Source organism: Polaribacter gochangensis, from assembly GCF_046224025.1.
GTDB lineage: Bacteria > Bacteroidota > Bacteroidia > Flavobacteriales > Flavobacteriaceae > Polaribacter > Polaribacter gochangensis.
The window spans coordinates 933,868-956,866 of the sequence record NZ_JBJXRF010000001.1 but is presented as its reverse complement, the minus strand read 5'-3'; the positions used below and the strand labels follow the sequence as shown (position 1 = coordinate 956,866).

The following is a 22,999-nucleotide window of genomic DNA, read 5'->3' as shown; positions in this document are numbered from 1 at the left end:
AATCATGAAAAAAATATTTTTATTATTAACAGTATTTTCAATGGTATTTACTTCTTGTAACCCATTGGAAGATATCTATGAAGAATTAGATGCTAATGCAACCGTTATTTCTGGTGAAGCAGTTTTCACGTTAACAGACGCAGATTATACTGATTTAGGTTTAAGTTTTGGGAATTTTAGTTCATTAGATGATGCTAAAACTAAATTACCTAGCTTTTTGTCAAAAAAATTCCCTGTTTGGGGTAAAGAATCTTTAGCGGCTGTAACTTTTAAGTTATACAACCCTAAAAGAACTGAAAAAAGTTTAAAAATATATGAAGTTACCCCTGCAGATTATGTCGCTGGTGGACATACATATGGAAACTTTGATAGTTATTCTGATATTTCTGATTTTTTAGACTCAAAATATCCTGCAGCACCAGATAGAATGTTGGTTAATCTAACCTATGAATATTACGCTGGCACAACAAAAACCTTAGAAAATGGGTTTATAATTGTAAATGGGAAATGGGAAATGGCTACCGGAATTACGGATGCTGAATACACTGCAATGGGAGAAGCTAGAGCTCAATTTGATAGTGAAACAGAAGCATTACAAAAAATTCCAGTGTATGCAGGTACTAAATTTCAATATGAAAACAAAAAAGCTGGAGATATTGAAGGCATTATGTACAAATTATATGTGACAGATACTCAAGATGTTGATGAGGATGGTAGAACAGACGACAAAACTGTATACAGTTTTGTAACCTACGTAATCTTTGACGGTGTAAACTGGTCTAATTATGATAACATCATTAATGAAACAATTAAGTTTGGACATAATGGTACAAACTGGGTTCCAGATAATACAATTAAATATACTTTAACTGGCGCAGATTATACTTTAGTTGGTAATGGTCGTTACGGAAATTTTGATGTTAGAGCTGGTAAAGATGAAGAAGATGAAAGTGTACGTATTAGTAAAATAAATACCATCTTATTAAACAACTTTCCAAATGATGCTGAAGGACAAAAATATATTGTTTCTTACAACATTTATAATGGAGCTAACGGAGTATGGCAATTAGCTGTTATTAAAACTAACGGAGCTTACGTTAAACAATAATATCAAAATAATTTTACTATTTTAAAAAACCACCTCAATTGAGGTGGTTTTTTTTTGATTAAAATTAGTACATTTACATAAACTAAAAACGAAGTAATCATGATGAAAGAAATTCACTCATATTGGGCATATTTAGTACTATTAATGTTGTTATTAGCGGTTGTAAATGCTTTTATAGGATTATCCCAAAAGAAAAAATTTACAGATAAAGATGTTCGTGTTGGCTTATTCACATTAATTATCTCTCATATTCAATTATTAATAGGTTTAGGTTGGTACTTTATGAGCCCTGCATATAAAGCATTAAAAGCAGATAGTTCTATTGTAATGGGAGACTCAACTTCAAGATTATTAGCTATAGAACACCCTTTAATAATGGTAATCGCTATTGTGTTGATTACGATTGGTTGGTCTAAACATAAAAAAAAATCAGAAGACGCTGCTAAATTTAAAACCTTTACCATCTTTTACGGACTTGCCCTAATATTAATCTTAGCAAGAATCCCTTGGAATCAATGGTTTCAATTTTAAAAATAAATCATCCTAAGTTTTCTTAGGTTTTTTTTTAAAATAATAAAAATGAAATTACTAAGTCATCTTTTATCTCCAATTTTTGCATTAGCATTTTTTGGATTATTAATAACCTTTCATCCTTTACAATGGATTGGGTTGCGTTTATTTGGATACAAAGGACATAAATTTGTTGTTGATGTATTGAACTTTTTTCTAGTAAAATCATTATTAATACTAGGCATTGTAGTTCGCATAAAGAATGTATACAAAATTCCAGAAAACACATCTGTTATTTTTGTATCTAATCATCAAAGTACATTTGACATCCCTCCTTTTGGATGGTTTTTTAGAAAAAATCACCCAAAATTTGTGGCTAAAATTGAATTAGGAAAAGGAATTCCGAGTGTGTCCTTTAATTTACGAAACGGAGGAGCTGCTTTAATCAATAGAAAGGATGCAAAACAAGCATTAACAGAACTTGGAAGGTTTTCTAAAAACATCAACAAAAATAAATGGGGAGCAATTATTTTCCCAGAAGGAACAAGAAGTAGAACTGGAAAACCAAAACCATTTTCTACAAACGGCTTAAAAATGATTACCAAATACAATAAAGATGGCTATATTGTTCCGGTTACCATAAACAATTCTTGGAAAGTTTTTAAATATGGAAAGTATCCTTTTGGATTAGGAAGTCCGATTACTTTTACAATTCACAAACCTATAAAAATAGATTCTTTGCCTTTTGAAGACTTAATAAAAGAAACAGAATCACAAATAATTTCACATATAAAATAACAATATGTCTATACATAATATTAGAAGAGAAGTAATGCTTACTCTAGAAAAAAACATTGATACTTTTGTAGATAAATTTTTAATAACACCAGAAAAAATTTGGCAACCAACAGATTTTTTACCCAATTCTCAAAAAGACACTTTTATCGATGAAGTAAAAGAAATTCAAGAAATTTCTAAAGAATTAGATGATGATTTTTGGGTGGTTTTAGTTGGAGACACTATTACTGAAGAAGCATTGCCAACCTACGAATCTTGGTTATTAGATTTAGACGGTGTTTCTCAACAACCTGATAATGGTTGGGCAAAGTGGATTAGAGCTTGGACTTCTGAAGAGAATAGACACGGAGATGTATTGAATAAATACTTGTATTTATCGGGAAGAGTAAATATGCGAGAAGTAGAAATTACTACGCAACATTTAATCGCTGATGGATTTGATATTGGAACTGCGACAGATCCATATAAAAACTTCATTTACACAAGTTTTCAAGAATTAGCTACGTATATTTCACATAATAATGTGGCTAAAATTGCACGTAAAAAAGGACATAAAGCGTTGGCTAAAATGTCTAAAATTATTGCTGGTGATGAGATGCGCCATCATATTGCATATGCAGAGTTTGTTAAAGAAATTTTTAAAATAGATCCTAGTGAAATGATGTTGGCTTTTCAACACATGATGAAGCACAAGATTGTAATGCCTGCAATGCATTTAAGAGAATCTTTCGGAGAAAAAGGAAGTGTTTTTGATCAATTCTCAACGGTAGCACAAAGAGTTGGTGTATATACAGGTTTTGATTATGTAGATATTTTAAAGAAGCTAAATACTACTTGGGAAATTGACAAAATAACTGATTTAACTCCAGAAGCAGAAAAAGCAAGAGATTGGTTGTTAAAACTACCCGAAAGAATGTATCGAATTACAGAAAGAATTGTTGTTCCAGATACAAAATACAACTTTAAATGGATGAATCCAGTAGTATAAAAAAAAGAGCCTTTTTAAGGCTCTTTTTTTAGTTGATAGCAAACTGATCTTTATCATCTAAGAAAGGTAATTTTGTTCTAAGGTGTATCAATTCATTTTTACTTAATGTTGCGTAGATAATTTTCTCTTCATTTTCTACAACTTCGGTAATTTCATTCCCTAAGAAATCAACTGCCATAGAATCACCATTGTATTCATATGCATTTGCATCTACACCAACTCTATTTACACCAACACAATAACTCATGTTTTCAATTGCACGTGCCTTAAGAAGTGTTTGCCAAGCGTTAATTCTTGGCTTTGGCCAACTTGCAACATAAATTAATAAATCATAACTTTCTACATTTCTAGACCAAACCGGAAAACGCAAATCGTAACAAATTAAAGGGCAAATTTTCCAGTCTTTATAAGTAACAATCAATTTAGAAACCCCAGAAGCATATTCTTTATGCTCTCCTGCCAAGGTAAACGTGTGTCGTTTATCATAATGTTCAATGTTACCATTTGGATGCACAAATAACATTCTATTATAGTATCTTCCTTTTTCATTTATGATGATACTTCCAACAATTGCTGCATCAAAATATGCTGCTTTTTGTTGCATCCAACCAACAGTTTCTCCATTCATTTTTTCTGCCAAAGGTTTTGGTTTCATAGAAAAACCCGTTGTAAACATTTCTGGTAAAATTATGACATCAACATTCTGAAGATCTCCCAATAAAACATCTAGTTTAGCCTTGTTTTCCTTGACGTTTTCCCAAACTAAATCTTTCTGAATAATGGCTATTTGTAAATCGGTTTGCATAAAAATAATTTTCTAACAATATAATAAAAATAATAGGTTCTTTTTGTACATTGTTTGTTCTAAAAATTGGCTTCCTAAAAATGCAGACTTTTATTACAGAAACATTACACTCCGTTTTAACGAAACAAAAATCGTTTGAAAACACCATTTTTGTGTTACCGTCGCAAAGAGCAGGCGTTTTTGTAAAAGAAGCTTTAAAGGAAACTATTAATGTCGGTTTTTTACCAACTATCTTTAATATAGAACAATTTATTGAAGAAGTTTCTGGATTGCATAAAGTGGATTCTATTCAGTTATTATTTCATTTTTATGCTGTGTATAAAAAAATAGAAGCTGAGCCAGAAGATTTTGAGACTTTTATTTCTTGGGCATTTACAGTTGTGCAGGATTTTAACGAAGTAGATCAACATTTAATCAATCCTAAAGAGATATTTCCGTATTTAAGAGATATTCAGCGTTTAAAAAATTGGTCTGTTAAAAAGCCTTTTGAAGAAACAAAAATGGTGAAAAATCATTTTTCTTTTTTAGAAAAATTAGAAGTTTACTACACCGAATTTTATACATTTTTACTGGAAAAGAAAATTGGTTATCAAGGTTTAATTTACAGAGAAGCCACTAAAAACATTGAAACTTATATCGAAAAAAACAAACATAAAAAGTATGTTTTTATGGGTTTTAATGCGCTAAACAAATCCGAAGAATATTTATTTCAAGAATTGTTGTCTGCAGGAAATATGGATGTGTATTGGGATATTGATAGTGCTTTTTTAAAAAACAAACATCAAGCAGGAACATTCATCAGGAAATATAAATCTGAATGGAAATATTACATCAACAACCCGATTGCTACAGTCTCATCGAATTTTGAATTGGAAAAAAACATTGAAGTTATTGGCGCTTCAAAAAACACCACTCAAATTAAATATGCTGGAGAACTTATCAATAAATTACCAAATCACAACAAAACTGCCTATGTTTTGGCTGACGAAAGTTTGTTACCAATCACATTAAATTCATTGCCAATAAAGGTTGAAGCGGTAAATATTACCATGGGTTATCCGCTAAAAGATATTCCGACTACTTCGTTATTTTTAGCTATTTTCCAGTTGTTTTTAACGCAAGAAAAATTGAATAGAACACAAGCAGCACAGTTTTATTACAAAGATGTATTGCAATTTTTTAAACATGCTGCCATTCAGCCTTTATTAATTGAAAACGGAAAAAATCTATTAGACAAAATTTCTCTAAAAATAGCAGAAGACAACGATGCATTTATCAGTAAAAATCAAATTGAATCTTTTTTATTGCCTTTAGAAAAATCTACAAAAGATGTTGTAGTTGATGTTTTTAACCAGATTGAAAACAGCCAAGATTTTATCAACCGAATTTTGAATTTAATTGTCCTTTTAAAAGAAAAAGCAGCGCCTTTAGAAAAAGAATATTTATTTCGATTTTATACTATTTTTTCGCAATTGCAAACCTTTCAAAACGAATATCATTTTCTAAAAACATTTAAAACCATTCATCAATTATTCAATCAATTATTAAACACAGAATCTATTTCTTTTAAAGGTGAACCACTACAAGGATTGCAGTTAATGGGAATGTTAGAAACGCGCGTATTGGATTTTGAAAATGTAATTATAACGTCTGTAAATGAAAATATTTTACCAAAAAACAGTTCGCAAAACACCTTTATTCCGTTTGATGTAAAAATCGAATTTGGTTTGCCAACATACAGAGAAAAAGATGCTATTTTTTCGTATCATTTCTTTAGATTATTGCAACGTGCAAAAAATATATACTTATTATACAATTCTGAAAGTGACACTTTTGGAAGCGGAGAAAAAAGCAGGTTTATTACACAATTATTGCATCTAAAAAACGGAATTAAAGAACATCAAATAAGTCCGAAAGTAACCACAGAAAAAACCGAACTTAAAGTAATAGAAAAGACACCTGAAATAATTTCTACGCTAGAAGAAGTTGCAAAAAATGGGTTTTCTCCTTCTGCATTGACTGGATATTTATACAATCCATATCAGTTTTACACACAAAAAATATTAAAACTAAAAGAATATAACGAAGTCGAAGAAACTGTTGCTTCTAACACCATGGGGACAATTATTCACGATACGTTAGACGCTTTGTATCAACCCTATATTAACAATTATCTTAAGTTAGAAAACTTTAAAGACATGTTTGCTAAAGTAGATGATTTGGTTTCGTTTTACTTTAAAAAACACTTTCATAATTCTGATATTTTCACTGGAAAAAATAGGTTGATTTTTGAAGTTTCTAAAGATTATGTCAACCGGTTTTTAGAAAACGAAAAGCAATTGGTTTCAGAAAAAAATCAATTAAAAATTATTGCCACCGAAGAAAATCTAGAAACCTCTTTAGAAATTGATGGTTTTGACTTTCCAATTAAAATTAAAGGACAAGTTGACCGAATTGATGAGTTAAATGGCGTTACAAGAATTATCGATTACAAAACTGGTAAAGTAGAAGCTGCCAATTTAAAAGTAAAAGATGTTTCTACTATTGCAGACGAAAAATATAGCAAAGCAATTCAGGTGTTGTTGTACGGTTATATGTATTCTAAAAGCAATGCAACGCACGCAAAAATTGAAAGCGGAATCATTTCTTTTAAGAACCTTAAAAGCGGATTGATAAAAGTTGATTTTGGTAAAAAAGACTACGAAATTACAGAAGAAAGAATTGCTGATTTTATGATTTCAATCAAAGAAATCATCAAAGAAATTTTTGATATTTCAATTCCGTTTATCGAAAAGGTACATGAAAAACACAGTGTGTAAAGTTATTGCTTCCCTCCTAAAACTAATAAAGGAACATTACAATGAAACTCTTCTTTTAGAATTGTATTCTTTTCCCACAGCTTTGTGAAAAATCCCCTTTTACGTCTAAAAACACACAACATATCTGGTTGATGAGATTGAAAATGTTCTAAAACTCCTTGAAAAGTAGTGGCGTTTTCTGTAATTGTTAACGAAGATTGTAAACTCTCTAATGCTGAATCTAAAATCAAATCTTCATCTGTATAACTTGGTGTTTTAACCAACAATAAATTAATCACGGGATTGAATTTATCCTTTATAAATTGTAAAGGTTTTAAAACATCCTTTTTGTTTACAATACCTGTTTTAAAAGCTGTTAAAACAGAGTTAACTGGTTTAAAAACATAAGCTTCTGGAATAATTAAAACAGGAATATTAGATTGTTTTACAACACTACCAGAAGTGCTTCCTAAAAAAACTTCTTCTTTTATAGAATTGCTTTTTGGCCCCATTACAATTAAATCGACTCCTATTTCTTTTTGTACAGATTCTATAGAATCTAACACATTTCCTTTCGCAGTAATTAATTGAATATCTTTTCCTTTTCTATTTGCAGCATTAATTATAGAACGCATGTACAAATTAGATTCACGCTCTAAAATTCCATCAATATTTATAATTGTTCCTGCTTTTGGTTGTACATTATATGCCCTAAGCACAAAAATATTTGCATCTATTTCGCAAGCTAAATCAATGGCATATTGCAAGGTGTTTATTGAGTTTTCTGAAGAACCGATTGGAACAAGTATATTTTTCATGTAAGGTTTTTTATGATTAGAGAAAATTACACAAAATAAATGAACTGCAAAAGCACTTTCTTAAATCTCTCTTTTTTATCATTTATAAGAACATTAATAGTAGTATTTTTGAAGCGATTTTGAAAACAGATATTAGCTTAAAAAAAATAAATAAATTGGCTTTTCCTGCTTTGGTTGCCGGAATTGCAGAACCACTACTTTCTATTACCGATACGGCAATCATTGGAAATATAGAAAACAATGCGATAGAATCTTTGGCCGCAGTTGGAATTGTGGGCGCGTTTATTTCTATGTTAGTTTGGGTTTTTGGTCAAATTAGAAGCGCTATTTCTTCCATCATTTCTCAATATTTAGGAGCTAATAAATTAGGTGAAATAAAATCCTTGCCAGCACAAGCTATAACAATTGTTGTTGTACTCAGTGTATTCGTAATAGCTATTTCGTACCCGTTTTCAGAAGTCATTTTTAAATTTTACAATGCTTCTGGTGTTATTTTAGAATACTGTGTTGAATATTTTAATATTCGGATTTTAGGCTTTCCATTTACACTTTTTACCTTTGCAGTTTTTGGAGTTTTTAGAGGCTTACAAAACACTTATTACCCAATGATTATTGCAATCACTGGCGCAATATTAAACATTATTTTAGATTATCTTTTTGTGTACGGGTTTTCAGACATTATACCTGCAATGTATATAAAAGGCGCAGCGTATGCGAGTGTAATTGCGCAAATTACAATGGCAGTTTTATCTGCAATTTTGTTATTGAAAAAAACCACAATTCCTTTAAAAATTATCTTACCAGTACATCCAGAAATAAACCGATTACTAGGTATGATATTCAATTTATTTATTAGGACATTGGCTTTAAACTTGGCCTTGTATTTTGGAACGGCCTATGCAACTTCTTATGGCAAAGAATATATTGCGGCTTATATTATCGGTTTAAATTTATGGTTATTAGGTGCTTTTATGATTGATGGATACTCTAGTGTTGGTAATATTTTATCGGGAAAGTTATTGGGTCAGAAAGATTATAAAACTCTCATCAAACTGAATAGAAAATTATTAAAATACGCCTTTGTTTTGGGGAGTACTTTTATTCTTTTAGGAGTTATTTTCTACAAGTCAATCGGAACACTATTTACCAAAGAAACCGCTGTTTTAGAACAATTTTATCTAGTGTTTTGGGTCATTTTAGTGATGCAACCATTGTGTGCTATGACCTTTATTTTTGATGGGATCTTTAAAGGTTTAGGAGAAATGAAATACTTGAGAAATGTATTAATTTTTGCAACCTTAGTTGGTTTTATTCCGACTCTGTTACTTTTCGATTCTTTAAACTTTAAATTGTATGCTATTTGGATTGCCTTTACGGTTTGGATGTTTTTTAGAGGTATTTTTTTATTTTTTAAATTTAACAGAAAGTTTTCTCCACTTGCACAAAAGCAGTAAATTTGAATACTTATACTCAATATTATGACAACGAAATCTACTGAAGGAAGTTTATACACCAATATTGTAAACAGAATTGCTACAATAGAATTTGGTCATCCGGCAAGTAATTCGTTTCCGAGTGTTTTATTAGATCGATTAACAAAAGAGTTGCAACGTATTTCTATGGTGGATGAAGTGAATGTTATCATTTTAAAATCTGAAGGAGAAAAAGCATTTTGTGCAGGCGCATCTTTTGATGAATTGGTTGCCATTGATAACTTTGAAGACGGAAAAAAATTCTTTTCTGGATTTGCAAATGTAATCAACGCGATGCGAACCTGTTCTAAATTGATTATTGGAAGCGTACAAGGAAAAGCAGTTGGAGGTGGCGTTGGAATCATTGCTGCCTGTGATTATGTGTTGGCAACCGAGGCTGCTTCAATAAAGTTATCAGAATTAACAATCGGAATCGGACCTTTTGTGATTGCTCCTGCTGTTGAAAGAAAAATTGGCGTTGCTGGTTTGGCAGAATTAACGTTGGCAGCAACAGAATGGAAAAATGCGTATTGGGCAAAAGAAAAAGGATTGTTTGCAAAAGTCTTTGAAACCAAAAACGAACTGACGAAAGAGACTGAAATTTTAGCAGAAAAATTAGCCTCTTACAATCCAGATGCCATAACAGAGATGAAAAAAGTGCTTTGGGAAGGAACGCAAAACTGGAATAACTTATTACTAGTAAGAGCAGAAATTACTGGAAAATTAGTGCTTTCTAATTTCACAAAAAAAGCGTTATCAAAATTTAAAAAATAAAATTATGGGCGGAGATTATTTATTTTTAGGATTGGCAATCGTATTAGCAATCATGTATTTTTACAACAAGTTTAAAGCAAAGAAAAGATAATAACATGAGCACAATAAGAATTACAAAACAATTCAATTTTGAAACCGGTCATGCATTGTATGGTTATGATGGCAAGTGTAAAAATGTTCATGGACATTCTTACAAACTTTCTGTAACCGTCATTGGAAAACCAATATCAGACAGTTCTCAGGTTAAATATGGTATGGTGATTGATTTTTCTGACTTAAAAAAAATTGTGAAAGAAGAAATTGTTGATGTATTTGATCATGCAACAGTTTTTAACCAAAACACACCACATATCGAATTGGCAAAAGAATTAAAGGATCGTGATCATCATGTTATTTTGGTTGATTATCAGCCAACCAGTGAAATGATGGTGATTGATTTTGCTTCAAAAATTAAAAAGAGATTGCCAAAAAACATCAACTTATTTTCGTTGCGTTTGCAAGAAACAGAAACTTCATTTGCAGAATGGTTTGCTAGTGATAACTAGTCAATCTAATAATTAAACAATAAAATTTAATGTAACAATTATTAAAATACTTCGCTTAGACTTTAACAAAAATATCACTTTCCGTTAAAAGTATTCATAGTATTTGCCATTCCAACAGTTCCGAAAGACGTAATTACATTACAAGAAACAGGCAATCTTTCTATCAATTGACTTTCTTCTTCTTTGCTCCATTTACTTAGCACAAAATCTACTTGTCTTCCTTTAGAATAATCTGCGCCAACTCCAAATCGGAATCGTGGATACGTAGTTGTATTTAATTTTTCTTGAATATCTTTCAATCCATTATGTCCGCCAGCAGAACCTTTCCCTTTTAATCTGATGGTTCCAAAATCGATATTTAAATCATCTGTAACAATTAAAATATTTTCTATGGATATTTTCTCTTTATCCATCCAATATTTAACTGCTTTTCCGCTCAAATTCATGTATGTGCTTGGTTTTAGCAGAATAAAAGTTCTTCCTTTAAAACGAAAATCAGCAATGTCTCCTAATTTATCCGTTTCAAAAGTAGTTTTAAAATCTTTTGCCAATTCATCTAGTATTTTGAAGCCAATATTATGACGCGTATTCTCATATTTTTCTCCGATATTCCCTAAACCAACAATTAAAAATTTCTTCATATTTTACAAAAATAAAAAAAGCGCTACAATAAGTAACGCTTTTTTAATATTTAGAATATTTTATATCTATTCTGTTGCTGCTGGAGCTTCTCCTTCTGCTTCAGTTTCTTCTTCATCCTCCTCGATTTCTGCAGTTGCATTACGAGACATTCTTACTTGTACAACAACTGTGTTTGCTGGATGTAAAAATGTACAGTTATTACTATCAATATCTGTAACAAATAACTTACTTCCAATTTTCAATTTAGAAATATCTGCATTGAAAAAATCTGGCAAATTTCCTGGTAATGCTTTTACTCTTAATTTTCGTTTTGGGAAACGTAAAGATCCTCCGTTTAAAACACCCGGTGCTTTCCCTACTAAATGTACAGGGATTTCCATAGTAACTTCTTTATCATCAAATAATTGATAAAAATCTATATGTAAGATTTTATCTGTTACTGGATGAAACTGAATGTCTTGTAAAATAGCGGCTATTTTCTTACCATCTAATTCAATCGTTGCTGTATAAACGTTTGGAGTATACACAAGATTTTTAAATGCAATTTCTGCTGCTGAAAAATGCAATGGTTTGTCTCCTCCGTATATAACGCAAGGAACCTGACCAGCATTACGTAAGGCTTTCGTTGCTACTTTACCTACGCTTTCTCTTTGAGATCCTTTGATTGTAATTGATTTCATTACTTTTATTTAATTATTATTTGTTTACATTAAAAATTGTCCGCTGATGCTAGTATTGTCTTGGACTTTGTGCATAACATCTGCGAATAAAGGGGCGCAAGATACAACTTTTATTTTAGAACTTGTCCTTTTTAAAGGAATTGTATCAGACACTATTAATTCGATTAAACTTGACTTTTCTATACGTTCAATTGCTGTTCCAGAAAGCAATGGATGTGTACAAATTGCTCGGACACTTTTCGCGCCTCTTTCCATCATTAAATCGGCAGCTTTAGCTAGTGTTCCTCCGGTATCAATCATATCATCAACCAAAATTACATCTTTACCCGTTACTTCACCAATCAATTCCATATGAGAAATTACGTTGGCTTTTTTACGTTGCTTATAACAAATTACTACATCAGAATCTAAGTATTTAGAATATGCATACGCTCTTTTAGATCCACCCATATCTGGAGATGCAATCATTAAATCTTCTAGTCCAAGTGATTTTACGTAAGGTAAAAAAATTGTTGATGCAAATAAATGATCTACTGGTTTTTCAAAAAACCCTTGAATTTGATCTGCATGTAAATCCATCGTCATAATTCTTGTTGCTCCCGCTGCTTGAATTAAATTAGCAACTAATTTTGCGCCAATAGCAACTCTTGGTTTGTCTTTTCTGTCTTGCCTTGCCCAACCAAAATAAGGCATTACTGCAGTTACGTGTCTTGCCGATGCTCTTTTTGCAGCATCTATCATTAGCAACATTTCCATCAAATTATCTGCTGTTGGAAACGTAGAACCTATAATAAAAACGCGTCTTCCACGTATAGATTCTTCAAAAGCTGGCTGAAATTCCCCATCACTAAAATGAGTCACTGTTACTTTACCTAATTCTACGCCATATTCTTTGGCTATTTTTTCTGCTAATTCTACACTTTGAGAACAGGCAAATATCTTTGGATTTAATTGACTTGAAGGCATTTAGTTGTGTTTTGTTATAAGTTAGTGTGTTGTGTGCTGCAAAAATAAAAATATTTAATGAGATGAGTTGTTTTTTTTGCTTTAATACTGATTTTATTTTTTAAATTTGCAATCCGATATTTTGCTCGAGTGGCGGAATTGGTAGACGCGCTGGATTCAAAATCCAGTTCTTTCGGGAGTGTGGGTTCGATTCCCACCTCGAGTACAAAAAACCTCAACTAAAAAGTTGAGGTTTTTATTTCTATTAAATTTTATTAATACGAATCTTTCATCCAATTATACGGTTTGCGTTTTACCCACATTCCGCGTGTAAAATCTGGAAAATCTTGTGGTGCTCCGTTGTTTTCAATTGACGCTTCAGAAAGGGGTGTAATTGCGCTCCAAGCAGCAGCATCATAAGCATCTAAAGGTGGTGCAATATTACGTTTTGCCGATTCTACAAAAGCATTAATCACAAAGAAATCCATTCCGCCATGGCCAGCACCTTGTGCGTGTTCTCCAAATTTTTTCCAAAGTGGATGATCGTATTTTTCTAACCATTCTTTAGATTCGTCCCAACGATGTGGCTCCGATTTTCCTTCAATATACATTCTATCACCATCTTTTTCCCAAAGTCCTTCTGTTCCTTGAACTCTAAATCCTAAAGAATACGGTCTTGGCGAATTACAATCGTGAGTTACAATAATAGTTTCGCCATTTGTTGTTTCTATAGTTGAAGTAATAATATCTCCTTGCTTCCATTTTAATTTTGCATTTGGATGTTCTTTTCCTCCGTTATCAACAATATATTTGTTTAATCCTCTTGCTTTTGTTGCATGAGATGTTAGTGACATAAATCGGTTTCCTCTGTTTACATCACACATTATTGCCATTGGTCCAACTCCATGTGTTGGATACACATCTGCATTTCTTAATAATGAATGTTGTGTTCTCCAAGCAGATTCTGAAATTCCTTTTTCTCCAAACTCCACTCCTTTTCCGTAAGCAGATTTTCCGTCATTAAATTTTACAAAACGTAAATCGTGTTGATATCCACATCTAAAATGTAACAATTCTCCAAATACATTTTGCTTTACCATGTTTAAAACAGCCAAAACATCTCTACGATAATTTACGTTTTCAAGAATCATCATATGCGTTCCTGTTTCTTCGTGTGTGTTTACCAAATCCCAACATTCTTCCATTGTATTTGCCGCAGAAACTTCTAAACCTGCGTAAACTCCTGCCAACATTGCGTCTTTCGCCATACGCGTATGCCACAACCAAGGTGTAGAAATAATTACAGCATCAACATCATCTAATGCTAATAAATTCTTATAATCTAGATCGTTTTTACCAAAAATTTTAGGCTTTTTTTCTCCTGCTTTATCAATTCTATCTAAGGCCATTTTAATTCTTCTAGAATCAATATCACAAATTGCAGTGACCAAAACATCATCTCTTAACAACACATTGTTTAAGTGATTGGTTCCTCGCAAACCAACACCAATTAATCCTACCTTTAATTTTTCTTCTTTATAAGGATTGTTTGATGCAAAAGATAAACTTGGAGACATGGCTATTCCTGTACCAATAATTGCCGATTTTTTTATAAAATCTCTTCTAGAACTCATATTATTTTAATTAGTTAATAATTGTGTAAAATATTTTCAAACTCTTCCAAATTTATAAATATTATTTTAGGTTTAAGAATACTGAGCATATCTTTTTTATATATTTGATTTTCTAAAAATATTTTTAATGGACGAATTTCTTTTATATGTAAAAATGGGACTAAATCATGTGTTAGATTTTTCTGCATACGATCATATTCTTTTCTTAATTGCGCTCGCTGTTATTTTTGAATTTTATCAACTAAAAAAAGTGTTGTGGTTAATCACATTATTTACAATTGGACACAGCTTAACTTTGGCCTTATCTGCGTATGGAGTTTTAAAAATTGATGTTGTAATTGTAGAGTTTTTAATTCCGGTTACTATTTTTATCACCGGAGTAGTAAATATTTTTAATTTAGGAAAAACAGCAAACAGCAAAGACAATATCAACTTGATTTTTGCTTTAATTTTTGGCTTGATTCATGGTTTAGGATTCTCTAATTATTTTAGAATGATGATTGGGCGTGAAGAAGATAAATTAATGCCCTTATTAGAATTTGCCTTAGGAATAGAACTGTCGCAAGTAATTATTGTTTTAGGAATTTTAATTGTTGGTGCTTTAATGCACTCGGTTTTTAAAGTTTCTAGAAGAGATTGGATTATGGTTACCTCGTCTATTGTAATTGGTTTTGTAATACCAATGATGATAGAGCGTGTTTTTTGGTAAAAAATTAACGCTTCAACTTTATAAAAGAAACTACATTAGCTACATGAATAAAAAGCAACATAAATACGATACTGCTTATATAAAAATGGCTCTAGAATGGGCAAAATTATCGCATTGCGAACGCAAACAAGTTGGCGCTTTAATTGTAAAAGACAGAATGATTATTTCTGACGGATTTAACGGAACGCCAACTGGTTTTGAAAACTTTTGCGAAGACGAAGACAATTACACTAAATGGTATGTATTACACGCAGAAGCAAATGCTATATTAAAAGTAGCTTCTTCTACACAATCTTGTAACGGAGCAACATTGTACATAACGATGTCCCCCTGCAAAGAATGTAGTAAGTTAATACATCAAGCAGGAATAAAAAGAGTTGTGTATGCACATGCTTATAAAGACGATACAGGGTTGCGATTCTTAGAAAAAGCAGGCGTAGAACTAATGCAGTTAACAAATGAAAGATAAAAATTATTTACCACTTTACTTTGCTTTTGCAATTGTAATTGGCGTTTTAATAGGAACTTTCTTTAATGGAAGTAATTCCTCTAACAGCTTCTTTGCAAAAAAATCTTCGAACGAAGTAAAAATAAAACGCTTGATTGATTACATCCAAAGAGATTATGTAGATAGTGTAGATACTGATAATTTATTAGACGGTGCAATTACACAAATCTTAGGTAAATTAGATCCACATTCTGTATACATTCCAAAAGAAAACCTGCAAGAAATCACTGAAAATATGCAAGGTAATTTTGTAGGAATTGGTGTTCAGTTTAGAATGATAAAAGATTCTATTACGGTAATTCAACCCATAAAAGGTGGACCAAGTATTAAAGCAGGAATTAAAGCCGGAGACCGTATTTTAATGGCAAATACAGATACTTTATTTGGTAAAAAATACAATACCAATGCCATTCCTAAATTTTTAAAAGGAAAAACAAACACAACTATTGATTTGCAAGTTTATAGAAAATCGAACGATTCTTTATTTACAATTTCTATAAAAAGAGGAAAAGTTGCCATTAAAAGTGTCGATGTTTCTTATATGATAAATGACTCTATTGGTTATATTAAATTAGAGCGCTTTGCAAGAACATCGTACAAAGAATTTAAAACGGCTTTAACAACACTTCAAGAAAGAGGAATGACAGATTTAGTGTTAGACCTTAGAGGAAATGGTGGCGGATATGTAGATATTGCAACTAGTATTGTTGATGAATTTTTAGAAGACGGAAAATTAATTGTTTTCACAAAAGATAATAAAGGCAATGTAGATGAATCGCATGCAACAAATCGTGGCGCTTTTCAAAATGGCGGATTGTATATTTTAATCGACCAAAATTCTGCATCGGCTTCAGAAATTGTTGCGGGTGCTTTACAAGATAATGACAGAGGAACAACCATTGGAAGACGTTCTTTTGGTAAAGGTTTGGTGCAAGAAGAATTAGATTTAGGCGATGGTTCTGCTGTGCGTTTAACAATTGCACGTTATTATACACCAACTGGTAGATCCATTCAAAAACCGTACGAAAAAGGCAAAAAAAGAAACTATTCTAGAGATTTAAATAATAGAATTGAAAACGGAGAATTACTAAATAAAGATAGCATAAAAGTGGTTGATTCTTTAAAGTTTACAACGCCAAAAGGAAAGATTGTTTATGGCGGTGGCGGAATTATTCCCGACGTTTTTGTTGCGGTTGATACAACATCCTATTTAAACACTTTTTATTTTAATACCATTCAGAACTTTGCTTTTGATTTGGTGGATGTTAACAGAAAAGAGTTGTCAAAAAACAGTTTAGATAATTTTATTGAAAATTATGACATCAACAAACCATATAACGAGTATTTAGAAAACATCAACAGTACTTTAAAAGATTCTAGAAGACGTTATGCTAAACGATTTAAACCTTCAAAAAAAGTTGAACAAACCATAAAAGAATATTTAAAAGCTACCATTGCAAGTCAAATTTACGGCGACGATGGTTTTTATAGAGTGATTCAATCTGATGATAAAATGCTGCAAAAAGTGTTAGAGTTGGAAAGTAACAATTAATGCCGTTTCTTTGTGACAATGAATCTTGAAATTCCAAAAAACAAAAAAGTATACTTTGCTTCCGATCAGCATTTAGGAGCGCCAACAGCAGAAGCTAGTTTTCCGAGAGAACAAAAATTTGTTGCTTGGCTTGACGAAATAAAAGATGATGCAGCTGCTATTTTTTTATTGGGCGATTTATTTGATTTTTGGTTTGAATATAAAACCGTTGTTCCAAAAGGATTTGTAAGAGTTTTAGGGAAATTAGCAGAAATAAAAGACAGCGGAATTCCGATTTATTTTTTTGTGGGAAACCACGATTTATGGATGAAAGATTACTTTGAAAAAGAATTGAACATTCCTGTTTATCACAAACCTCAAGAATTTACATTTAACAACACTACTTTATTGATTGGTCATGGCGATGGTTTGGGCCCGGGAGACAAAGGGTATAAACGCATGAAAAAAGTGTTTACTTTTCCCTTATTTCAATGGATGTTTAAATGGTTGCATCCAGATGTAGGAATGCGATTAGGGCAATATATGTCGGTTAAAAACAAATTGATTTCTGGCGAAGAAGATGCTGTGTTTTTAGGCGAAGAAAACGAATGGTTGGCACAATATTGCAAACGCAAATTAGAAACCAAACACTACGATTATTTTGTATTTGGTCACAGACATTTACCTTTAGATATTCAGTTATCAGAAAATAGCAAATACATTAATTTAGGCGATTGGATTGGTCATTTTACCTATGGTGTTTTTGAAAACAACAAACTTATTTTAAAGAAGTATAACTAACTCCAAATTTATTTTTTAAAAACGATATCGTATAACTTTTTACAGGTCTTCAAAAAAATCACACGGATTCGCTTTTAACGCCTCAGCAATTTCTAATAATCGGAGTACACTTAAACTAGTATATCCTTTTTCTACTTTAAAATACCCATTTGAAGATAAATACAAATCAAGAGCTAAGCTCTTTTGTGTAATTCCTAACTCTTGTCTTTTCTCAATTATTCGTTCTAAAACTTTAGCAGCTTTCTTTTGAGGTTTTTCTTTTTCCATAACATTAAATAGCTTTTTTATCAAATTTAATAAAAAAAATGAAAAAAAACATTCCATTTTGGAATAGCACTTTGTGGGATTTCATTGCAATAGAAATGATTATTCCAAAAAGGGAATTAAAATATTTGGAAAATAAAAAATCAATTTTAAACTTTACAATGCAAAAAAGAAAAACCTTAATAGAGATTGCTATGAAAAAGAAAGTCTTCTAAGGTCAACTTTTTAAGGAAAACATCTTATGTAAATGTTTCACTTAAAACCAACAATTTATGACTTAGCTATACTTAACAATAAAAAGAGAAAAACCTTTAGAAGTAAATTTTCTTACAAGTTTTTAGAGTTATAGACTTGTTTATTCATAAAAAACTCAAATTTTAAAAATAAAATAACGAGTAAATTTTTACTCACAAAATATATTAATTATGAAAAAAGTACTATTAATAATAGCTATCATTTTTACAGCAAATACCTTTGCATCAGTAAAAACAGCTAATGAAAAAAAAGTAGATTTAAAAGAAAATCTTGAAATTATATATAGTTTTAATAAAGAATTCAAAGAATGTGAAATTAAAATTAAAGGCACGTTTGATGGTAAAAAAATTGACGTTGTTGTAACAGTTGAAGCAGAAAACTGTGCTAAAGCTGCAGGTTCTTTACTAAAGGGTTTTACAGAAAAAACATAATAAAATAGATATGAAGAAATTAGTTTTAACAATATTCTTTGCCTTTATATTTTTAGGCGGAATAACAGCCGCAAATTCAAATTTACTTGAGATTTCGGATAAGATTGAATTTTGCAACAAAGAACCAAGACCTTGTACGGTAACTATTAAAGGTGTCTTTGATGGTATAGAGGTAGATATAGAAGTGACTGTTGATGCCTCATGGTTTGAATGTACTTTTTTAAAAAGTGGAGTTAAAAAGGCTATAGAGGAATCTTTAAAACAATAAAAATAAAGAGTAGAACTTTAAAATAAAGTTCTACTCTTATAATTGAATAAATTTGATATGATAAATAAAACAATTATTTTAGTTTTAACACTAATTACTCAATTGATTTACTCACAAGAAAAGGCAACTATTATTGCTAATTACACTTATATTAATAAAGGCTTAAATGAGGTTTCTATAGCAAAATTATATATTAAAGGAAGTGAATCATTAACTGTTTTTTATAAAATTGATTCACTCTCTAATAAAAACAATTTTGATGATGAAGAATCTTTTAACATTAATATTGATGGTAATGATAAAATTGGAAAGCAAGTATATAAGAATTTAAATGAAAGAAAAATTATTTTTAGAGATGTGTATTCGAAAGAAGGAAAACTAAGACCATGTATTGTCGAAGAAAAGACTCCAAATTTTGTTTGGGGTTTTGGCCATGGCGTTGAGGTTAAAAAAATTGGGAAATATGTTTGTAATTTAGCTAAATTAAAGTTTAGAGGTAGAGAATATGAAGTGTGGTTTACAACAAAAATACCAATAATTCATGGTCCATGGAAGTTTTATGGATTACCTGGCTTAATTATTGAAATGAAATCAATAGATGGGAACATTCATTTTCTACTTAATAGCATAAAAGAATCTAATAATATATTAGATTACAGTATTGTAAAGCCAAATAACGGAGATAAAATTCTTTTTAAAGATTATATAACATATAAAAACGAGGCTGTGAATGATTTTATTAAAAAACTACAATCAACACTACCAAGAGGAGCTAAAATCAAAGTAAATTCTAACGAAGATTATAATATTGAGAAGGTCTTTGAAGAAAAAAACTAAATATATCAAGTTTTAATGTTAAAAGAATGGAATAATTTTAGATATATAATTGGTGTGCTTTTATGGTTTTCATTTTGCGGGTTTTTGCAAGCTCAATATATAGTAAAAGGCAAAATTATAGATACACAAAATAATCCAATTTCTTTTGCTAATATACTTGCTAAAAAAGACAGTACGTCAATAATAAACTACGCTTTTTCCAATGATAATGGAGAGTATTTTTTAAAAATAAACAAAAAAGGCAACTTATATTTAAATTTTTCCACAATAAGTCACATCTCAAAAATTATACCTATTGTCTTAAACGATTCAATAAAGGAATTAAGAATAGATGTAATTTTAAAAGAAAAGTTAAATCAATTAGATGAGGTAATTATTAATGCGGAAAACCCAATTATAGTAAAAAAAGACACTATTTCTTTTAAAACAAAACATTTTACAAATGGCACAGAACAAACCGTAGAAGACTTATTAAAAACCATTCCTGGGTTAAATATTGATTCTAACGGAACCATAAAGGTTGGCAATCAAGAAATAGAAAAATTAATGATTGACGGAGATGATTTGTTTGAAAAAGGATACAAAATACTTTCTAAAAATATGCCTGCATATCCTATTGAAACAGTCGAAATTTTAAAAAATTACTCCAATAATCGCTTGTTAAAAGGAATTGAAGAAAGCAATAAAGTTGCTTTAAACCTTAAACTAAATAAAAAAGCTAAACGAATATGGTTTGGCAATATTAAAATGGGTTCAAGTTTAAAAAACAGGCACGAGCTACTTGGTAATTTAATGAACTTTGGAAAGAAAAATAAATTTTATTTTCTTACAAACTTAAATAACATTGGTGTTGATGCTACTGGCGATATTGAAAACCTAATTAGACCTTTTCGTTTTAACGAACCCGCCAGTATTGGCGATAATCAACAAGTAGGTAAACTTATTGGTTTATCAACAAGTTCTTTAAATTTTAAAAAGAATAGAACTAATTTTAATAATGCTGAATTACTTTCTTTAAACGCCATTTTTAATCCTACAAAAAAAATAAAAATAAAAACACTCGGTTTCTTTAATTGGGATGAAAATAGCTCTTTTAGAAATTCTGTTGATAACGTTACTGCCAATGGAATAAGTTTTACAAATAAAGAAAATTTTAATTTACTAAATAAAAAAAATATTAGTTTTAGTAAACTAGATTTTGCATATATTATCTCGAAAACTAAAATACTTGAAAGCACTACAAAATATAACGATGGCAGTACAAATGGACAATCTAATTTAGTATTTAATGGAGCATCAACTATTCAAAATTTACAATCTAACAATAGCCTTTTCGATCAAAAAATAACCTATTCAAACAAGTTTAAAGACAAAAAAGTATTTTTACTTACTGGTCGATTTATTGATGAGAAAACACCTCAAAACTACACTATCAATCAATTCTTTTATCAAGATTTATTTCCAACATCAGCAAATGCAAATAATGTAAAACAACTGAGTGAAAACCAAATGCAGTTAGCAGGTTTTGAAGCGCATTTATTAGACAGAAAGAAAAACGGGGATTTGCTAGAATTACAGTTTGGTAATATTTTTAGAAAAGATAAATTAAATACAAGCTTTACTTTATTTGAAAATACTACGCTTTTAGAAACCCCAAATGGTTTTCAAAACAACACCAATTATCAAACCAATAATCTATATCTAAAAACAAAATATCGTTACAAAATAAAAGATTTTGCACTAACTGGAAAATTAGGTTTTCATCAAATTTTTAATCAATTAAAATTTGATGGTTTTTCAAAAAAAGAACATCCTTTTTTTATAAACCCAAGTATTGGGCTTGATTGGAAGATAAATGGTAAAAATAAAATTACATCTTCTTATTCATACAAAACAACAAACGCAAAAACATTAGACACTTACAACAACTATGTGTTAACTGGTTTTCGTTCCTTTTCTAAAGGAACTGGGAATTTTAATCAATTAAAGGCTTCTTCATTCTTTTTAAATTATCAACTAGGAAATTGGAGCGACCGTTTTTTTGCTAATACTTTTGTTTTTTATAGCAAAAATTTTGATTTCTTTTCAAACAATAGTTTGATCAAACAAAATTTTACACAGTCTGAAAGAATAGTAATTAAAGATCGAGAATTTATCAGCATCAATTCAAAATTAGATTATTATTTTAAATTTATATCTTCTAACTTAAAACTAGATATAGGGTTTTCAAAATCAAATTATAAAAATGTAATAAATAATTCTAATTTGCGAGAAGTAAAATCTAAAAACTACAATTATGGTTTAGAATTTCGATCTGGCTTTAAAGGAATGTTTAATTATCATATTGGCACAAAATGGACGACGAATAAAATAGAAGTTAGTGCAATAAATAATTCTTATACAAACAATGAAAGTTTTTTAGATTTGTTTTTTGTCTTTAATAAGAATTTTGACATTCAACTACAATCTGAACGTTATTATTTTGGAGATTTAGATACTGAAAAGAATTATTATTTTTTAGATTTTGATATGAGATACACAATTAAAAAAGATAAATTAACATTAGGGCTGACAGGTAAAAACTTATTTAATACATCATCTTTTAGAAATTTTTCAATTAGTGATATTGGAACATCAACAACGGAATATAGATTGTTAGAACGATTTGTGCTTTTAAAGGTGGAATATAGGTTCTAAAAAAATTGAACATCAATTTATACAATTAACTCACTACTTTATTTGGTTCCTTTACTGTTAAAATGGAATCTTTTAACAATCTTGAACAACTATATTTCACAATACTTTAACCAAACCTTTAGCATTCTTTTAACAAGAAAAAAATCGCTATTATTGTAGCTTTGTTTCCAATAAATTTTTA

At 30.2% G+C, this 22,999-nt stretch carries 24 protein-coding genes and 1 tRNA gene; 18 read left to right on the top strand and 7 right to left on the bottom strand.

Annotation, left to right across the window (positions count from 1 at the left end):
• Positions 1–4 precede the first annotated feature (4 nt).
• The 4 genes from ACEWL1_RS04450 (at position 5) to ACEWL1_RS04435 (ending at position 3,404) form a co-directional block, all read left to right on the top strand.
• Positions 5–1,108: a hypothetical protein gene (locus ACEWL1_RS04450; RefSeq protein ID WP_409232074.1), complete on the top strand. Its 1,104-nt coding sequence runs from the start codon at positions 5–7 to the stop codon at positions 1,106–1,108.
• 102 nt (positions 1,109–1,210) lie between these two features.
• The gene (locus ACEWL1_RS04445) at positions 1,211–1,639 is read left to right on the top strand and encodes a hypothetical protein (RefSeq protein ID WP_409232264.1); all 429 of its coding nucleotides are present in this window, start codon (positions 1,211–1,213) and stop codon (positions 1,637–1,639) included.
• 48 nt (positions 1,640–1,687) lie between these two features.
• A complete protein-coding gene (locus ACEWL1_RS04440) occupies positions 1,688–2,416 on the top strand; it encodes a lysophospholipid acyltransferase family protein (protein ID WP_409232073.1) in 729 nt (242 codons plus the stop codon).
• A 4-nt stretch (positions 2,417–2,420) separates the two neighbouring features.
• Positions 2,421–3,404 (top strand): acyl-ACP desaturase, encoded by a 984-nt coding sequence (locus ACEWL1_RS04435; RefSeq protein WP_409232072.1) that lies wholly within the window; start codon positions 2,421–2,423, stop codon positions 3,402–3,404.
• Positions 3,405–3,432: 28 nt separating this feature from the next.
• Here the strand turns inward: ACEWL1_RS04435 and ACEWL1_RS04430 are convergent, their stop codons facing one another.
• Positions 3,433–4,209, bottom strand: a complete 777-nt coding sequence (locus ACEWL1_RS04430; protein ID WP_409232071.1) for an amidohydrolase — start codon at positions 4,207–4,209, stop codon at positions 3,433–3,435.
• An 80-nt stretch (positions 4,210–4,289) separates the two neighbouring features.
• On the opposite strand from ACEWL1_RS04430, the gene ACEWL1_RS04425 reads away from it, so the two are divergent.
• Positions 4,290–7,028, top strand: a complete 2,739-nt coding sequence (locus ACEWL1_RS04425) for a PD-(D/E)XK nuclease family protein (protein WP_409232070.1) — start codon at positions 4,290–4,292, stop codon at positions 7,026–7,028.
• Between the two features lie 2 nt (positions 7,029–7,030).
• Here ACEWL1_RS04425 and ACEWL1_RS04420 read toward each other — a convergent pair whose 3' ends face one another.
• Positions 7,031–7,825, bottom strand: a complete 795-nt coding sequence (locus ACEWL1_RS04420) for a universal stress protein (protein ID WP_409232069.1) — start codon at positions 7,823–7,825, stop codon at positions 7,031–7,033.
• Between the two features lie 119 nt (positions 7,826–7,944).
• Between ACEWL1_RS04420 and ACEWL1_RS04415 the strand changes: the two genes are divergently transcribed.
• The 3 genes from ACEWL1_RS04415 to ACEWL1_RS04405 all read left to right on the top strand — a co-directional run bounded on the left by ACEWL1_RS04415 (position 7,945) and on the right by ACEWL1_RS04405 (position 10,616).
• Entirely contained in the window at positions 7,945–9,279 is a 1,335-nt protein-coding gene (locus tag ACEWL1_RS04415; RefSeq protein ID WP_409232068.1) for an MATE family efflux transporter, read from the top strand.
• A 24-nt stretch (positions 9,280–9,303) separates the two neighbouring features.
• On the top strand, positions 9,304–10,071 hold the full coding sequence (locus ACEWL1_RS04410) for an enoyl-CoA hydratase/isomerase family protein (RefSeq protein WP_409232067.1): 768 nt from the start codon (positions 9,304–9,306) through the stop codon (positions 10,069–10,071).
• 95 nt (positions 10,072–10,166) lie between these two features.
• Positions 10,167–10,616 (top strand): 6-pyruvoyl trahydropterin synthase family protein, encoded by a 450-nt coding sequence (locus ACEWL1_RS04405; RefSeq protein ID WP_409232066.1) that lies wholly within the window; start codon positions 10,167–10,169, stop codon positions 10,614–10,616.
• A gap of 74 nt (positions 10,617–10,690) precedes the next feature.
• Here the strand turns inward: ACEWL1_RS04405 and pth are convergent, their stop codons facing one another.
• The 3 genes from pth to ACEWL1_RS04390 form a co-directional block, all read right to left on the bottom strand.
• A complete protein-coding gene (pth, locus tag ACEWL1_RS04400; protein WP_409232065.1) occupies positions 10,691–11,257 on the bottom strand; it encodes an aminoacyl-tRNA hydrolase in 567 nt (188 codons plus the stop codon).
• A 66-nt stretch (positions 11,258–11,323) separates the two neighbouring features.
• A complete protein-coding gene (locus ACEWL1_RS04395; RefSeq protein ID WP_409232064.1) occupies positions 11,324–11,938 on the bottom strand; it encodes a 50S ribosomal protein L25/general stress protein Ctc in 615 nt (204 codons plus the stop codon).
• Positions 11,939–11,962: 24 nt separating this feature from the next.
• On the bottom strand, positions 11,963–12,904 hold the full coding sequence (locus ACEWL1_RS04390) for a ribose-phosphate pyrophosphokinase (RefSeq protein WP_409232063.1): 942 nt from the start codon (positions 12,902–12,904) through the stop codon (positions 11,963–11,965).
• A 123-nt stretch (positions 12,905–13,027) separates the two neighbouring features.
• On the opposite strand from ACEWL1_RS04390, the gene ACEWL1_RS04385 reads away from it, so the two are divergent.
• Positions 13,028–13,109 (top strand) — tRNA-Leu (locus tag ACEWL1_RS04385).
• Between the two features lie 49 nt (positions 13,110–13,158).
• Here ACEWL1_RS04385 and ACEWL1_RS04380 read toward each other — a convergent pair.
• Positions 13,159–14,517, bottom strand: a complete 1,359-nt coding sequence (locus ACEWL1_RS04380) for a Gfo/Idh/MocA family protein (RefSeq protein ID WP_409232062.1) — start codon at positions 14,515–14,517, stop codon at positions 13,159–13,161.
• Between the two features lie 127 nt (positions 14,518–14,644).
• On the opposite strand from ACEWL1_RS04380, the gene ACEWL1_RS04375 reads away from it, so the two are divergent.
• Genes ACEWL1_RS04375 through ACEWL1_RS04360 form a run of 4 tightly spaced genes read left to right on the top strand, consistent with a single transcriptional unit; the run spans position 14,645 to position 18,066 of the window.
• Entirely contained in the window at positions 14,645–15,226 is a 582-nt protein-coding gene (locus ACEWL1_RS04375; protein ID WP_409232061.1) for a HupE/UreJ family protein, read from the top strand.
• Positions 15,227–15,269: 43 nt separating this feature from the next.
• Positions 15,270–15,695, top strand: a complete 426-nt coding sequence (locus ACEWL1_RS04370; protein ID WP_409232060.1) for a deoxycytidylate deaminase — start codon at positions 15,270–15,272, stop codon at positions 15,693–15,695.
• Entirely contained in the window at positions 15,685–17,286 is a 1,602-nt protein-coding gene (locus ACEWL1_RS04365; RefSeq protein ID WP_409232059.1) for a S41 family peptidase, read from the top strand. The genes ACEWL1_RS04370 and ACEWL1_RS04365 overlap by 11 nt, the downstream gene beginning before the upstream one ends.
• Before the next feature lie 18 nt (positions 17,287–17,304).
• Complete coding sequence (locus tag ACEWL1_RS04360; RefSeq protein WP_409232058.1) at positions 17,305–18,066, top strand: UDP-2,3-diacylglucosamine diphosphatase; 762 nt, start codon at positions 17,305–17,307, stop codon at positions 18,064–18,066.
• Between the two features lie 39 nt (positions 18,067–18,105).
• On the opposite strand, the gene ACEWL1_RS04355 is transcribed toward ACEWL1_RS04360, so the two are convergent.
• Positions 18,106–18,333 carry a helix-turn-helix domain-containing protein gene (locus ACEWL1_RS04355; RefSeq protein WP_409232057.1) on the bottom strand — a complete coding sequence of 76 codons (228 nt, stop codon included), beginning with the start codon at positions 18,331–18,333 and terminating at the stop codon, positions 18,106–18,108.
• A 38-nt stretch (positions 18,334–18,371) separates the two neighbouring features.
• On the opposite strand from ACEWL1_RS04355, the gene ACEWL1_RS04350 reads away from it, so the two are divergent.
• From ACEWL1_RS04350 to ACEWL1_RS04330, 5 genes are all read left to right on the top strand, one after another.
• Complete coding sequence (locus ACEWL1_RS04350) at positions 18,372–18,545, top strand: hypothetical protein (RefSeq protein ID WP_409232056.1); 174 nt, start codon at positions 18,372–18,374, stop codon at positions 18,543–18,545.
• Between the two features lie 210 nt (positions 18,546–18,755).
• The gene (locus tag ACEWL1_RS04345; protein ID WP_409232055.1) at positions 18,756–19,016 is read left to right on the top strand and encodes a hypothetical protein; all 261 of its coding nucleotides are present in this window, start codon (positions 18,756–18,758) and stop codon (positions 19,014–19,016) included.
• A 10-nt stretch (positions 19,017–19,026) separates the two neighbouring features.
• Entirely contained in the window at positions 19,027–19,284 is a 258-nt protein-coding gene (locus tag ACEWL1_RS04340) for a YajG family lipoprotein (RefSeq protein WP_409232054.1), read from the top strand.
• A 57-nt stretch (positions 19,285–19,341) separates the two neighbouring features.
• Positions 19,342–20,121 carry a GLPGLI family protein gene (locus tag ACEWL1_RS04335; protein WP_409232053.1) on the top strand — a complete coding sequence of 260 codons (780 nt, stop codon included), beginning with the start codon at positions 19,342–19,344 and terminating at the stop codon, positions 20,119–20,121.
• A gap of 15 nt (positions 20,122–20,136) precedes the next feature.
• Positions 20,137–22,818 (top strand): carboxypeptidase-like regulatory domain-containing protein, encoded by a 2,682-nt coding sequence (locus ACEWL1_RS04330; protein ID WP_409232052.1) that lies wholly within the window; start codon positions 20,137–20,139, stop codon positions 22,816–22,818.
• Positions 22,819–22,999 lie beyond the last annotated feature (181 nt).